This window comes from Pseudoalteromonas sp. SG41-1 (assembly GCF_014164575.1).
GTDB classification, from domain to species: domain Bacteria; phylum Pseudomonadota; class Gammaproteobacteria; order Enterobacterales; family Alteromonadaceae; genus Pseudoalteromonas; species Pseudoalteromonas rhizosphaerae.
In genome coordinates, this window is sequence record NZ_JACJFL010000032.1 from 37,972 (window position 1) to 51,864 (window position 13,893).

Below are 13,893 nucleotides of genomic sequence, written 5' to 3' on the forward strand. Positions count from 1 at the left end.
CAGATGACACAATGCTTTTATCCGACATTCCGCAGCACTTTTAGGAATAAATTTTCTCGTAGATACTGCCCATGCAATTAATGATAATGTTGTTCCTTTCCTCTATATTGAGGACTAACTGTTGCTCATCACCAACCGTTAATACGTGGATCCCCTGAAAACAAAAGAATACCCAGCGTGCTGCTGGATTTTGGCACGGCTTGTACTTTAAGTTGGGGAAATACACTGATTGAGCTTTTAATTCTCTTCTCATTTTATGCTCTAGTGCCGCGTAAACCATTAAACAGCACGTCATTATCATTAATAGCGCTTCTATTCTTTCTGGCTTTTTCAAATACAATGATGAGGTTAAAAGTCGGGACTCTTTAAAAATCGAAATCCTTTTTCGACACTTTGCTGGGATTTGTAGAGCTTAAGCATCTTCTCCATCGTCAGTGTGTCACTTAACTCATTGGTGGCTAAAATAAATAACCCCTTCTCCTGTAACCGTTGCGCTCTATGTGTTAGAGACCAAGACAGTTGCCCTGTGATTTGGTACTCATAACTATCAGCCTGTTGATTTAGCTTGGGCCGGCCACTTTGGCTTAAATATTGCATTCTTGAGGAGTGCACGGTCACTGATGAGCTGTTCAGTATGAGATTTCAACCATACATCCACTGCTTTATCTGCATCTAACTCACAGGAAAAACGTTGACGGCTCAGCTTTTTGAATGATTTTAAAGCCGTATTTGATTCTTTTTCCAACCGTTTATCGAGTGTATGTTGCTCACGTCTTTTCGCTTGTTCACTCTCGATTAATAACCAACGTTGTTTTACGCCGCCATAATCAGATTCAAGCCATGCGCCGCTGTAGCCATTATAAAGCATTTTAAAATCTAATGTGTTTTTCCGGGCGATTGCTTCTTTTACTTGCGTTAATTTTTGCGGAGCACGCGAGATAAACAAGTGTTTTTGTTCATCAAGGGATTGAATTGTTTGTGTGGTATAAAGCACGGCATCAGAGATAAAATATTGGCTATCTTGCGCTGCTTTTAAACTGCTAATGTGGTGTTTAACAATATTTTTAAACCCTTCATTATCATTGATGTTTCCACTGGCCGCTTGCATATAAATAGGAATGCCGGCCTTGTTTTCGGTGATCAGATTAAGCACAACTTGGTTTAATTCTGGGCGATGGTCGCGGCTGTATCCTCGCACTAATTTAACGGCTTTACTGTCAATATCATGCTCATATTTACCGTCTACATGAATACTTGTCGAGTCTAAATGAATACCTTCACAAGGAAGCTCTCAGTGCTTTACAACGCTCGCTGATAACGTTTGATAGATGTCTGACACGCCCGTTTCATACAGTTTATCAAGGCAGCGCCCGAGTGCATCGTCATTAATGTATTCAGCCTTTATCCCTTGCCTATAAGGCGTTCAACAGGACGTTCTTTAAAGTATTGTGGGTACATGTGCAAGGTACGGCCAACAAAACCTAAGCCATTTAAGATCATAGCCTCAACCAATTGACCATAAGAAATAAGCTTATTATCGCACTGCTTAGGGAGTGCCTGATCAATGAGTTTAGCAATCCCAAGCTCTTTATTCATGCCTGCAACCAAACCTAAATGGTCAAGCCCTTTTGTTGAATACGACGTCATTATTTTTTCCACCACCCAAAGATGAGTAATAGATCAAACCTGGCGATCTGCGTCAAGCTTTTTTTATTATACTTTTAGGTGCGAAAAGACAGTTTTATATCAATTTATTTTAGAGGAGTGAATGTGGGTAGCCAAGTAGTGACGACATATCAATATATAACCTTCCTTACAGAGCTCTCGTCTATTTGCTTATTTCAGTTGATTGTGGGAGCCAGTGTTTATAGAGAGCGAACCGACGACCTTCGGGTTATGAGTAGCCCAATTTTTGCACTCACTGAATTTTAGACATAAAAAAACACTCATTAAGAGTGTCGATTCATTATTACTTGATTTCAGTGGTTGCGGGAGCCAGAATTTATGAAGAACGAATCGATGACCTTCGGGTTATGAGTAGCCCAATTTTTGCACTCACTGAATTTTAGACATAAAAAACACTCATTAAGAGTGTCGATTCATTATTACTTGATTTCAGTGGTTGCGGGAGCCAGAATTTATGAAGAACGAACCGACGACCTTCGGGTTATGAGTAGCCCAATTTTTGCACTCACTGAATTTTAGACATAAAAAAACACTCATATAGAGTGTCGATTCATTATTACTTGATTTCAGTGGTTGCGGGAGCCTGATTTAAATAGATGGCCTTTGCTGGCTAATGTAGAGCTGAGACCGACGAGCTATTTATTTCACTGAGTTTCAGGTATAAAAAAACACGCTTTAGGCATGTCTGTTTAATATTCTACATTGTAATTGTAATTTCAGTTGGTTGCGGGAGCCGGATTTAAATAGATGGCCTTTGCTGGCTAATGTAGAGCTGAGACCGACGAGCTATTTATTTCACTGAGTTTCAGGCATAAAAAAACACGCTTTAGGCGTGTCTGTTTAATATTCTAAATTGTAATTTCAGTTGGTTGCGGGAGCCGGATTTGAACCGACGACCTTCGGGTTATGAGCCCGACGAGCTACCAGGCTGCTCCATCCCGCGCCTGAAATATTAAGTGTTATTTTACTTCTTACTTAATTAAAGAAGTCAGCCAACTCACTAAAGAATTGGTTGCGGGAGCCGGATTTGAACCGACGACCTTCGGGTTATGAGCCCGACGAGCTACCAGGCTGCTCCATCCCGCGCCTGTATATTTTAAGTCTATTGACTAGTGATTTTTAACTCTCACCAAGAGTTTACAGTAACCGCTTCTTTAAAAGAATTGGTTGCGGGAGCTGTGAAAGGTGAAGAGTGAACCGACGACCTTTTAAAACTTCCAATGCACCAAATCATTTAAGAAAATTGGTTGCGGGAGCCGGATTTGAACCGACGACCTTCGGGTTATGAGCCCGACGAGCTACCAGGCTGCTCCATCCCGCGCCTGTAATTTCTTTTTCAACGGTTTCGCGTTATTTGCGAGCCTGTTTCGAATAGAGCGCTATAGTATAGGAATCATATTATAATGCAACAGTTAAACTGCTTAAAGCTGTTCAACCGAACAAAAAGCAAACAAACAGAGTAATTAAAGCGCTCTTTGGTGTGGACTGATCATTTTTTGCCACTCCCAATCAGGGTGACCCATCACTATAAAGTCAGGGTTCTCTGTACTCTCACGCTGATTGTAGGTTAATGGATTAAATTCAGCATCAGTAATACAGCCACCTGCTTCTTCAACAATTATTTGCGATGCTCCCGTATCCCACTCACCTGTTGGCCCTATCCGTAAAAAACAGTCAGCTTTACCCTCAGCAACAATACATGCTTTTAAAGAGCATGAACCTACAGCAACTGTTGTAAACTGCGCGTTCAAGTATTGACTAACAGCTTCAATTTTTTGACGACGACTAACAGCCAAAGTTAAGTTATCTGGAGTGGCAACATTGATCTGCTGCTCTACGCCATCGACACGCTTAAATGCACCATTTTGATAACTGGCAAAGTAAGTTGTCTCTTTCGCTGGCCAATAAATCACCCCAAGCACTGGGCGATTGTTTTCAATCAAAGCGATATTTACCGCAAAGTCGCCGCTTTCTAAAATAAACTCACCGGTACCGTCCATTGGATCGAGTAACCAATAGCGCTGCCAATCTTGCCTATCCGCTAAAGCAGGGATTGGTGTTTCTTCTGACATAATAGGAATATCTGGCGCTAGTGCTTTTAATCCAGCAACTAACACATCGTTAGCGGCTAAATCGGCTTTAGTGACAGGTGTGTGATCTGACTTTTCTTGCTGGCCAATATCATCTTTCTTGTAAATAGCCATAATCGCAGCACCAGCGCTTTGCGCAAGCTCAATACATGGCTCAAGTAATTCAATCATTCGCAGCTCCTGATTCTAAATGCTTAGTTAATAATAGCAAAGCTGCAACGCTTCGTGCTTCGGTGAAGTCTGATTGTTGTAATAATGACTGCCAATCGGTTAATGGCCACTTAACAACCACTAATGGTTCTGGCTCGTCCCCAACTAAAGTTTGCGGATAAAGTTGTTGCGCAAACAATATGTGCATAGTCGCATTAAAGTAACTGGGTGCCATTGAAACCACTTTAAGTGGCTGAAGTTGCTCAGCACCAAAGCCAACTTCTTCTTTTAATTCTCGGTTTGCTGCTTGTTCTGGTGTTTCACCAGGATCAATTAAGCCTTTTGGGAAGCCTAGTTGATAATCATTAGTGCCAGCACAATATTCTCGTACTAACAGTAATTCATTATCAGCTGTTAACGGCACTATCATTACAGCCCCTCGGCCACCGCCGCGGATCCGTTCGTATTGACGCTGTTCGTCATTTGAAAATTTTAATTCAAGTGATTCCACCGTAAATAATCGGCTTTTAGCAACAACTTCGGTGCGAAGAATTTGTGGTGGTGTTGGGTGCTTTTTCTGTGTCATTGGCATTAATTTGCTATCATGGCAGTTAGTTCAATAATAAACCCTATAAGATGAAATTCCTATGTTAAATTGGTCAAAAATCGATACTGTGCTGCTAGATATGGATGGCACTTTGCTCGATCTCCATTTTGATAATCACTTTTGGCTGACAGTGATCCCTGAGCAACTCGCTATCGCAAAGAATATTAGTTTGGCACAAGCCCAAGCGGATATATTAAAACGCTATCAAGCCGTTAGCGGTCAAATCCAATGGTATTGCTTAGATTACTGGGAACAACAACTTAATTTACCTATTATGGAGCTAAAATATCAGCATCAGCACCTCATTAAAATGCGTGAGGATGTACCTGCATTTTTAACATCGTTGCGAAAAGCGGGTAAAGAGTTGATTTTACTTACCAACGCACACCCGGAAAGTGTCATGCTCAAGTTTGAAAAAACCAATATTGATAACTATTTAGATGGTGTGGTGTCGACTCATCAATATGGTGTGAGTAAAGAGCAGCAAAGCTTATGGCAGCAAGTACAACTCGATTTAGGTTTTGATAAGCAGCGTACGCTGTTCGTTGACGACAGTTTAGCGGTACTAAACGCCGCAAAAGAATATGGTATTGGCCATTTATTGGCGGTTGCAAACCCAGATAGTAAACAACCGCACAATGAAATCAGTGACTATTTGAGCGTCACTGATTTTCGTGACATGCTGCCTTAATTTTTAGGGTAGCGAGCCTCTAAGCCTTGATATACAAGCTTTGCAAAATCAGCATGTTCCGTATTCAGGCTTTTAACGACCTCAACTAAATGCTCGTTATCTTCTTTGCCATGCCATTCTTTAATGTAGCTACCATCTTTATAACCATGATCTTGGCGGAAAAAATTAAGCGTATTTTTACCTACATAGCCTCGATATAAATCATCAATATCCATACCTATTAGCGCCATACATCCAGCGAAGGCTGCGGCGTTAAAGGTTTTCTCAGCGACGGCTGACGCGGCGAGAATTTCTAACGTTTGTTTGAAATCATCAGCTTGTTGCGGTGCACTTAACTGTTGTTCCAACTGCTTAGCAAGATCTAAATAACTGGTCTCACCATCAATGCGTAACGATAAACCGAAGTGAAAAATATCAACCAATTCTAAAATAACTTGCTCGGTATCTGGAGTTTGCTTTTTCCACCATTTCCAACCGTAATGATCAAGCATTTCAGCGCATTCAACCCAAATAGCGCGATACCATTCAAAGCCTTGGCTAAACCATTGATCATGAACTTTGGTGTTCATGGCATTTTGCATTTCTAGCATCACCACTAGTTTATTTAAATTGGCAGACATATCTCTTCCGGTTACTATTTTTTAATTGTAGTTAATAATACAGATAAATACTCTTCGATGAAATCGATTCTACGTGCTGATTGTGGTTAATACGCAGAGGTCGCTAACACAAATATTGCCAATATAGCTAAGGGCATTTCATTACGCGGCACCCGAGGATATTTTGCTAACTGAAAACTGACGGCTACCTACCTGTAGTAAATTCTTGCCATGAATTAATCAGATCAACAAAATCTTCAAAACCACAGCCACTACTTAAACCATTTTCCTCGAGCATAAGCTCATCATCTTGATAAGCAAATAAATCTTCAGAGTCTTGGTGCAAGGCATGGGCTTCAAAAATGGCTTCATCTTTATTTAAGATCAAATCAATTTCTTGGCCCTGTAGCGTTAACGGCTCAAAACTACTTGATACTGAGGCTATTAAAGCTTGTACCATAGCAATTTTGTCTTTGCCGATCTCTTCATTTAACCAACGGCCAATAACCGCATGTTCACTGCTAATTTTAATCCGCAAGCCACTTATTGGATCGCGTATAAATTGGTATTCCATAACTTTACCTAAATACAACTAATGATCGGGATTATACCCTAGTCAGTGCTGAATAAATAAAGCCAGTGACAAAAATAGCGCTAAAAAGCGCTATTCTTTGAAGTGATACAGCTACCGATAAGATCTAAACCGCGCGGCATCAATGATTGCCCAAATATAGACGATCGGCAGTAATATAAAACCAATCGCAACATAAATAAGCGCGCCACTAATAACCCACGCTAGGAAGAAACCAATTGCCGCCATGATCCGGCCTTGAACTAACTGCCCTAAACCTGGGAAAAATATATTACAAATCGCTGCGATAACATTACCGCCTGAACCTTGCTCTGCCATGTTAACCTCAATTATTAATTTAATTTTATTCTTATCTACTTACATTCTTCATGCCAATTATTTAGTTATTAAAAAATCAATATGTTAAAATCAACGGTAATACGAAGAACTAGCTAAAATCGTGATTTTTACTAAATATAAGTCAAATTGGCGATATCACTTCACACCATTGATCTAGCTTAGCTAAAAAATGACTATAAATGAATCATTAAGTTTTTAAAGCCTTTAGACTATGTATTAAATTAACTGGTTATAAAAACAGTATTTTATTTAGCCTAACAAAAACACCTGTTATACTGCTTTTAATATTGATTGAAAAGGCGTGATGATGGACGTTTCAGAATTACTCGACGGTTTAAATGATAAACAACGGGATGCAGTTGCAGCCCCACTCCAAAATATGCTGGTGCTTGCTGGCGCAGGCTCTGGGAAAACTCGAGTACTCGTTCATCGTATCGCATGGTTAATGCAGGTTGAGCAAGCCTCCGCTTATAGTATTTTTGCAGTAACCTTTACCAATAAAGCAGCTAAAGAAATGCGCACGCGCGTTGAACAAGCCCTTCAAGCACCAGTAGGTGGTATGTGGATTGGTACTTTCCATGGCTTATCACACCGTATATTGCGCGCCCACCATCGCGAAGCAAACTTACCAGAAGCGTTTCAAATTTTAGACTCTGATGATCAACTTAGAATGATCAAACGCTTATTAAAAGCCATGAATATTGATGACAAAAAATGGCCTGCAAAACAGTTTGGCTGGTATATCAGCGCCAAGAAAGATGAAGGTCTGCGCCCCAAAGATATCCAAGCTTACGACATCAACGAACAAATGATGCTTAAAGTTTACACCGCTTATCAAGAAGCATGTGATCGAGCCGGATTAGTTGATTTTGCCGAAATCTTATTACGTAGTTTTGAAGTACTAAAAAATAATCCAACCTTACTACGTCACTACCAGCAACGTTTTGCCCATATGCTAGTAGACGAGTTTCAAGATACCAACACCATTCAATATGCATGGCTTAAATTATTAGCCGGCGATACCAACAGCATCATGATCGTAGGTGATGATGACCAAAGTATTTACGGTTGGCGTGGTGCTAAAATTGAAAACATTAAGCGCTTTTTGACCGATTTTAAAGCCGAAACTATTCGCCTTGAACAAAACTATCGCTCTACTGCCACGATTCTAAAAGCGTCTAATGCACTTATTCAAAATAACTCAGACCGAATGGGTAAAAGCCTCTGGACTGATGGCAATGATGGTGAACCTATTTCTGTTTATGCCGCTTTTAACGAATTAGACGAAGCGCGCTTTGTAAGCAGCAAATTACGCAGCTGGTTAAACGCTGGTAATGCCCTACAAGATGCGGCGATTTTATATCGTAGTAACGCGCAATCGCGGGTACTTGAAGAAGCCATGTTACAAGAAGGCTTGAAGTACCGCATTTACGGCGGTATGCGCTTCTTTGAACGTCAGGAAATTAAAGATGCGCTGGCATATTTACGGCTCGTAGGTAATCGTCAGGATGATGCTGCATTTGAGCGAGTGATTAACACTCCTGCTCGTGGCATTGGCGATAAAACCTTAAGCCATATTCGCGATTGTGCGCGTAGCGAATCATTGCCATTATGGTACGCCGCCAAAGCCATCGTAGAACAACAACATTTATCAGGACGTGCGGCAACGGTTGTTACTAAGTTTGTTGAGCTGGTAGAACATATTGAAGATAAAATTGGTGATCTCACTTTAGAAGAGCAAGCGAAATACGCTATTCAAACATCTGGTTTAATGGCGATGTATCAAGCAGAAAAAGGCGAAAAGGGCCGCGCTCGGGTAGAAAACTTAGAAGAGCTGATCAGCGCCTGTGGCCAATACGAACTCCCGGAAGATGAAGAGTTTAGCTCACCACTGCAAGGATTCTTGGCTTATACCTCACTGGAATCCGGTGATGGCCAAGCTGAAGAACATGAAGATGCAGTGCAAATGATGACGTTGCACTCAGCGAAAGGCTTAGAGTTTCCACTCGTATTTATGGTTGGTGTTGAAGAAGGCATGTTCCCATCTCAACAAAGTAATGAAGAATCAGGTCGGTTAGAAGAAGAGCGTCGTCTTTGTTATGTCGGCATGACTCGCGCCATGGAAAAACTCTATATTAGCCATGCCGAGAGCCGCCGTCTTTATGGTCAAGAAAAGTACCACAGTCCATCACGCTTTTTACGTGAAATGCCTGAAGATTGTATTGAAGAAATTCGTATTAAAACTCAAGTATCGCGACCACCCGCAGCAGGACGATTTAGCTCATCAGTAAGTCATGCCGTATTTGAAGAAAGTGGCTTTAGCTTAGGACAACACGTATTACATGCAAAATTTGGTATGGGAACGGTTATTAATTACGAAGGCAGTGGCGCTCAATCTCGCGTACAAGTGAATTTTGATGACTTTGGTAGTAAGTGGTTAGTAACTGTTTATGCACGACTACAAGCCATTTAACTCGTTAATAAGTAATATCCTACCGCAAATTGCCTATGCTAAACATAGGCAATTGCTACTCATTACTGGCGAACAAAACTGGTGTTATCAACAGGCTAATGAGTTACTCAAGCAACTTTGCCATCCGCTTGTTAAGGTATTATCAACTAGTGGCGAACTCACTGACAGTAGCTGGCCTGAACATACTCATCAAATTCTTGGCCAAGAATTTCAGCATGTTATTTATGACGGTTTTAGTGGCTTAGTGCCAGACAAATTTGCTGCTCTTAGTGGCACTGTTCAGGCTGGCGGTTTATTTATTGTATTGTTGCCAGAACTTGATGATTTACACTATTGGTGTGACCCAGCACTGACCGCCTTTCAATCATTTGCTCAACAACAACAGCAGAGTTATTTTAACCAACGCTTTGCACGCTTACTCCAGAGTAATTTGTATCTGCACCTCAGCCAACAATCAGGCTGGCAAACGTTACCAGAAACAAGCCAGCTAGCAGGTAAAATAAACCTAACTGAACAGCAATTTTGCATCGAGCAAATCATTAGAACTGCCAACGGTAGAGCCAATCGCCCTTTATTGATCAGCGCAGATCGTGGCCGTGGAAAATCGGCGGCTTTAGGGCTTGCTGCTGCAACACTTAACGATAAAAAAATACTCATTTGTGCACAGCAGTTTAACGCCCTACACAGCTGTTTTAAACACTTTGCCGCAGCACGAGGATTAAGCTATCAAACTCGGGATAAACAACTCGCCAACTTGCATTATATTGCACCCGATCAATTACTAAATGAACTACCTGACTGTGATGTATTGTTGGTTGATGAAGCTGCTGCGATCCCAGTACCATTATTAATTAAAATGCTCACGCATTATCCCCGCATTATATTTGCCAGCACTATGGTAGGTTATGAAGGGAATGGCCGCGGGTATACTTTAAAATTCAAACGTTACCTAGAGCAACATTATAAAAATATGCATAGTGTTACTCTAGAGCAACCAATTCGCTTCGCAGCGAATGATCCGCTAGAACAGCATATTTGTAATTTGTTAGCACTTGACGCCGATTATCAAGATATTACGCTAGACACCAGCGCTCTGCTCTATTCTGAACTGACTCCCCAACACCTTGCTGAAAATGAAGCACTACTGCGTCAAGTCATTGGGCTATTAGCATTAGCGCATTATCAAACTAGCGTGAATGACTTGCGCCACTTACTCGACGCGACAGAGCAACGCATCTTTGTATGTCAGCAACAAGGCGTTATTATTGCAGTATGCCTAATTGCGATTGAAGGCGGTTTAACCGCAGACTTGAGTCAACAGGTTGTTAGTGGTCAACGTCGCCCACAGGGGCATTTGATGGCGCAAACATTAGCACAGTTAAGTGCTAATGCTGACGTACTAACAAGGTTGTGTGCTCGTGTTGTGCGCATTGCTGTAGCTCCATCACAGCATAGTAAATGTATTGGCTCACAACTTATTGCTCATTGTGAACAGCAACTAGCATCGAGCTGTGACTGGTTTGGAGCCAGCTTTGGCGCTAATGCGAGCCTACTCAAGTTTTGGCAAATGGCGGGGTTTAGTTTAGTTAAACTAGGCTTTATGCAAGATAAAGCGACTGCAGAACATGCAGCTCTTGTGGCTAAAAGTTTAACTGATCGCAGCTCGCTAATTAAAAATCTGAAAACTGATTTTCAATCAGACTTTGCATTGCAACTACTTGATCATTTCAATCAGTTAGATCAACAATTAGTCGAACAAGTACTGCGTGACTGTGCTCAACATAACGCTGATAACATCCAAGATACACGTCTAGCTGCATTACTAACAACAGATTACCAAATTTTTACCATCAAACCTTTATTGTGGCGGACACTTTGGTGCACACCAAGCAGCTTATCTAATTGCGATGAAAATACCAAATGTCTTTTTATTAGACTAATATTACAAAACTGGTCATCACAAAAGGCACAAATAGTTTTACAGATCCGTGGTAAAAAATCACTCGATAAACTATTCAAACAGGCTGTTACTAATTGGTATGAACAATACTTACTTAAAAAATTACCTTAGCGTTCTTTTCTTCTTTTCATTTTCACATAGCAATTTCGCCTATGCCGAGAACAAGCCAGCGATAAAATTAGGCATGTCTACCGCGTTAACAGGACCTGCCAAACAAATTGGTGAACAACTTTACTTAGGTAGTAATATCTATTTTAACAAGCTAAATAAAAACGGAGGTATCAACGGAGCACACGTAGAATTAATAGTCGCCGACGATGGTTATGAACCAAAACGCGCAGTAAGTAATACTCGTCGCTTTATTTATCAAGACAAAGTAGATGCGCTATTCGGTGCAATGGGAACTCCAACAAGCTTTGCTGTTTTACCAATCCTTGAACAACTGCAAATTCCATATTTAATGCCTTACAGCGGCGCTAAATTTTTGCATTATCAGCCAACAATTAATGTATTCAACATAAGAGCTAGCTACGATGATGAAGCTGACGAGCAAATAAAATACCTAGTCGAAGAAAACAATCACACACGTATTGGGTTTTTAATTCAAGCAGATGAATTTGGTCTTGTAGTAGAATCTGGATTGCGAGAATCGCTCGCCAAACACAATCTAAAGCCAGTTAAAGTCGCTCGCTATCAACGAAATAGTAATGATATTAAGGATGCTCTCAAAGCACTAAAAGCCAGCGGTGCTACTGCCATTTGCTTAGTCGGCACATACAAACCATTATCTGAATTTATAAATAGCGCATATGAACAACAGTTTATGCCTGACTACACCAGTATATCTTTTGCCTCAAGCAATGACTTATTTGCTCGCCTAAAATACCCCAGTAAACTTATGGCGACCGAAGTAATTCCTAACCCTAATAAATGTAACGCTTATTGGTGCACTGAATTCTTCAAAGATATGGCTGCAGCGCAAGTTAGCACACCTAGTCGTCTGCACTTTGAAGGCTATCTCAATGCAATGGTGTTTAGCGCCGCAGCACAACGCTGCCCGCAACCACTGCAACATAATTGTTTAATGCAGCGCCTAAATATTATTTTTAGTGAAGATAAACAAATAAACGCGTTATTCGTCAATAAAACTGATAAGAATAAGCATACTGTCTATCGCTCTGTGTTTTAACAAAATAGCTGCGCTTTCTAAATAATGTTCTATTATTAAGCTATATATTTAGGAGGTGAGGACACTATGGACTTAATTAATTTTAGAGTAGGCCAGAAAACAATTTCATTAAAAATTCTCGACATACTTTTAACTGAACGCTTTGAAGATAATTTAACCTCATTACCTAACGACAATAAAAGTTTTATTGGTGTTAAAGACTATATGGAAACCCCTACTCCAATATTTGATCTAGGTATTATTCTCAACAAACAATCAACACAAGATACCAACTTATCATTAGTGAATTTATTTAGTGAGTGGGAACAAAAACAACACGAATGGTTTTTCGCACTTGAAAATAGCATTAACCAAAATCAACCTTTTAACCACAACACTGACATTCAGCAATCTAACTTTGCAAAATGGTACAGCAGCTTTAAAACCGAAAATGAAGATCTTAAAGCAATTATAGAACGATTTAAGATCCCTCATGCACGCTTGTATAGTCGTGCTAATAAGCTAATTGAACTAGTAAAAAAAGGCAATCCAAAGCAAGCTCTTATTGACCTAAATATTGAGCGAAACAGCAATTTTATGCAATTAATTAGACTGTTCGAATCAGCCAAAGAACAAATTATTTTAGATTATAAACCAATCATCATTTTCACAACTAAAGATGGTAGAAACCCACATATAGGACTACTTGTTGATAAAGTCGAGGATAATATCAGTTATAAAAAAGAAGATATCAAGCCTTTAGATAAGCTAACAGATGTAGGTTTTGACATTGACCCGCAGACCAAAAATATGATGCGAGGATTAATAAAACTTGAGCATAAACATAGCGTACTCATAGACCCAAGTGCAATCTTTAGACCTGATCACTTAATGCATCAACATGCTGAAGAAACAGCAGAATATGGGTTGTTTTAGAAGTGCATTTTCTAGATAGCAGTTCCTTTTAAAGGGCGCTAGTTTCTCAAGATTAAAAATGGCAATGCACGCATGTCAAAGGTTAACACTGACGGCTCGAAGCCATTAGCTTTCCTACAGACGTAAAAAAGCCGCTTCATTTCTGAAGCGGCTTTCTCAATTTGGAGCCTAGCAATGTCGTGGTGCCTACAGCGGTAGAGAGCCACATAGCAAATGTATAGAGTAGGCTTTAGGCTCTTATTCTTTTTTACCTAAAACCTATTGCCTTTAACCTCGAACCTTCTTTTTACTTTATTCCAGACGTAAAAAAGCCCGACTATTGCTAGTCGGGCTTTCTCAATTTGGAGCCTGGCGATGTCGTAGTGCCCACAGCGGTATAGAGCCACATAGCAAATGTATAGAGTCGGCATTAGGGGCTTATTCTTTTTTACCTAAAACCTATTGCCTTTCACCTCGAACCTTCTTTTTACTTTATGCCAGACAACAAAAAACCCGTCACATTGCTGTAACGGGTTTCTCTTATTTGGAGCCTGGCAATGTCCTACTTTCACATAGCAAATGCTACACTATCATCGGCGCTGTTTCGTTTCACTACTGAGTTC

Annotated in this window: 10 protein-coding genes, 3 tRNA genes and 1 pseudogene; 5 read left to right on the forward strand and 9 right to left on the reverse strand. The window is 40.4% G+C overall.

What is annotated here, in order from left to right:
- Positions 1 to 40: 40 nt before the first annotated feature.
- From H5203_RS15805 to nudE, 6 genes and pseudogenes are all read right to left on the reverse strand, one after another.
- Positions 41 to 1,647 (reverse strand): annotated as a pseudogene (locus H5203_RS15805) (IS1634 family transposase).
- A gap of 905 nt (positions 1,648 to 2,552) precedes the next feature.
- Positions 2,553 to 2,629 (reverse strand) — tRNA-Met (locus tag H5203_RS15810).
- Positions 2,630 to 2,695: 66 nt separating this feature from the next.
- A tRNA-Met gene (locus tag H5203_RS15815) sits at positions 2,696 to 2,772 on the reverse strand.
- A gap of 158 nt (positions 2,773 to 2,930) precedes the next feature.
- Positions 2,931 to 3,007: transfer RNA gene (locus H5203_RS15820), tRNA-Met, on the reverse strand.
- A 142-nt stretch (positions 3,008 to 3,149) separates the two neighbouring features.
- Entirely contained in the window at positions 3,150 to 3,947 is a 798-nt protein-coding gene (gene cysQ / locus H5203_RS15825; RefSeq protein ID WP_145242561.1) for a 3'(2'),5'-bisphosphate nucleotidase CysQ, read from the reverse strand.
- On the reverse strand, positions 3,940 to 4,512 hold the full coding sequence (gene nudE, locus H5203_RS15830; RefSeq protein WP_179959231.1) for an ADP compounds hydrolase NudE: 573 nt from the start codon (positions 4,510 to 4,512) through the stop codon (positions 3,940 to 3,942). The genes cysQ and nudE overlap by 8 nt, the downstream gene beginning before the upstream one ends.
- Before the next feature lie 61 nt (positions 4,513 to 4,573).
- Between nudE and yrfG the strand changes: the two genes are divergently transcribed.
- On the forward strand, positions 4,574 to 5,224 hold the full coding sequence (yrfG, locus tag H5203_RS15835) for a GMP/IMP nucleotidase (RefSeq protein ID WP_145242565.1): 651 nt from the start codon (positions 4,574 to 4,576) through the stop codon (positions 5,222 to 5,224).
- Here yrfG and H5203_RS15840 read toward each other — a convergent pair.
- The 3 genes from H5203_RS15840 to H5203_RS15850 form a co-directional block, all read right to left on the reverse strand.
- Complete coding sequence (locus H5203_RS15840) at positions 5,221 to 5,844, reverse strand: dUTP diphosphatase (RefSeq protein WP_145242567.1); 624 nt, start codon at positions 5,842 to 5,844, stop codon at positions 5,221 to 5,223. The genes yrfG and H5203_RS15840 overlap by 4 nt on opposite strands.
- Positions 5,845 to 6,028: 184 nt before the next feature.
- Positions 6,029 to 6,397, reverse strand: coding sequence for a YacL family protein (locus H5203_RS15845; RefSeq protein ID WP_145242569.1), 369 nt, complete (start codon positions 6,395 to 6,397; stop codon positions 6,029 to 6,031).
- A 111-nt stretch (positions 6,398 to 6,508) separates the two neighbouring features.
- A complete protein-coding gene (locus H5203_RS15850; RefSeq protein WP_145242571.1) occupies positions 6,509 to 6,733 on the reverse strand; it encodes a hypothetical protein in 225 nt (74 codons plus the stop codon).
- A gap of 328 nt (positions 6,734 to 7,061) precedes the next feature.
- On the opposite strand from H5203_RS15850, the gene uvrD reads away from it, so the two are divergent.
- From uvrD to H5203_RS15870, 4 genes are all read left to right on the forward strand, one after another.
- A complete protein-coding gene (uvrD, locus tag H5203_RS15855; protein ID WP_145242582.1) occupies positions 7,062 to 9,227 on the forward strand; it encodes a DNA helicase II in 2,166 nt (721 codons plus the stop codon).
- Positions 9,205 to 11,298, forward strand: coding sequence for a GNAT family N-acetyltransferase (locus H5203_RS15860; protein WP_182760398.1), 2,094 nt, complete (start codon positions 9,205 to 9,207; stop codon positions 11,296 to 11,298). Before uvrD ends, H5203_RS15860 begins: the two co-directional genes overlap by 23 nt.
- Positions 11,299 to 11,371: 73 nt before the next feature.
- Complete coding sequence (locus H5203_RS15865; protein WP_257324969.1) at positions 11,372 to 12,376, forward strand: ABC transporter substrate-binding protein; 1,005 nt, start codon at positions 11,372 to 11,374, stop codon at positions 12,374 to 12,376.
- 66 nt (positions 12,377 to 12,442) lie between these two features.
- Positions 12,443 to 13,291 (forward strand): chemotaxis protein, encoded by an 849-nt coding sequence (locus H5203_RS15870; protein WP_145242578.1) that lies wholly within the window; start codon positions 12,443 to 12,445, stop codon positions 13,289 to 13,291.
- Positions 13,292 to 13,893 lie beyond the last annotated feature (602 nt).

What these genes read in the sequence shown, in the direction of transcription:
- cysQ (WP_145242561.1), bottom strand. Translation starts at nt 3,947, where the DNA reads ATGATTGAATTACTTGAGCCATGTATTGAGCTTGCGCAAAGCGCTGGT.
- nudE (WP_179959231.1), bottom strand. Translation starts at nt 4,512, where the DNA reads ATGACACAGAAAAAGCACCCAACACCACCACAAATTCTTCGCACCGAA.
- yrfG (WP_145242565.1), top strand. Translation starts at nt 4,574, where the DNA reads ATGTTAAATTGGTCAAAAATCGATACTGTGCTGCTAGATATGGATGGC.
- H5203_RS15840 (WP_145242567.1), bottom strand. Translation starts at nt 5,844, where the DNA reads ATGTCTGCCAATTTAAATAAACTAGTGGTGATGCTAGAAATGCAAAAT.
- H5203_RS15845 (WP_145242569.1), bottom strand. Translation starts at nt 6,397, where the DNA reads ATGGAATACCAATTTATACGCGATCCAATAAGTGGCTTGCGGATTAAA.
- H5203_RS15850 (WP_145242571.1), bottom strand. Translation starts at nt 6,733, where the DNA reads ATGGCAGAGCAAGGTTCAGGCGGTAATGTTATCGCAGCGATTTGTAAT.
- uvrD (WP_145242582.1), top strand. Translation starts at nt 7,062, where the DNA reads ATGGACGTTTCAGAATTACTCGACGGTTTAAATGATAAACAACGGGAT.
- H5203_RS15860 (WP_182760398.1), top strand. Translation starts at nt 9,205, where the DNA reads ATGCACGACTACAAGCCATTTAACTCGTTAATAAGTAATATCCTACCG.
- H5203_RS15865 (WP_257324969.1), top strand. Translation starts at nt 11,372, where the DNA reads ATGTCTACCGCGTTAACAGGACCTGCCAAACAAATTGGTGAACAACTT.
- H5203_RS15870 (WP_145242578.1), top strand. Translation starts at nt 12,443, where the DNA reads ATGGACTTAATTAATTTTAGAGTAGGCCAGAAAACAATTTCATTAAAA.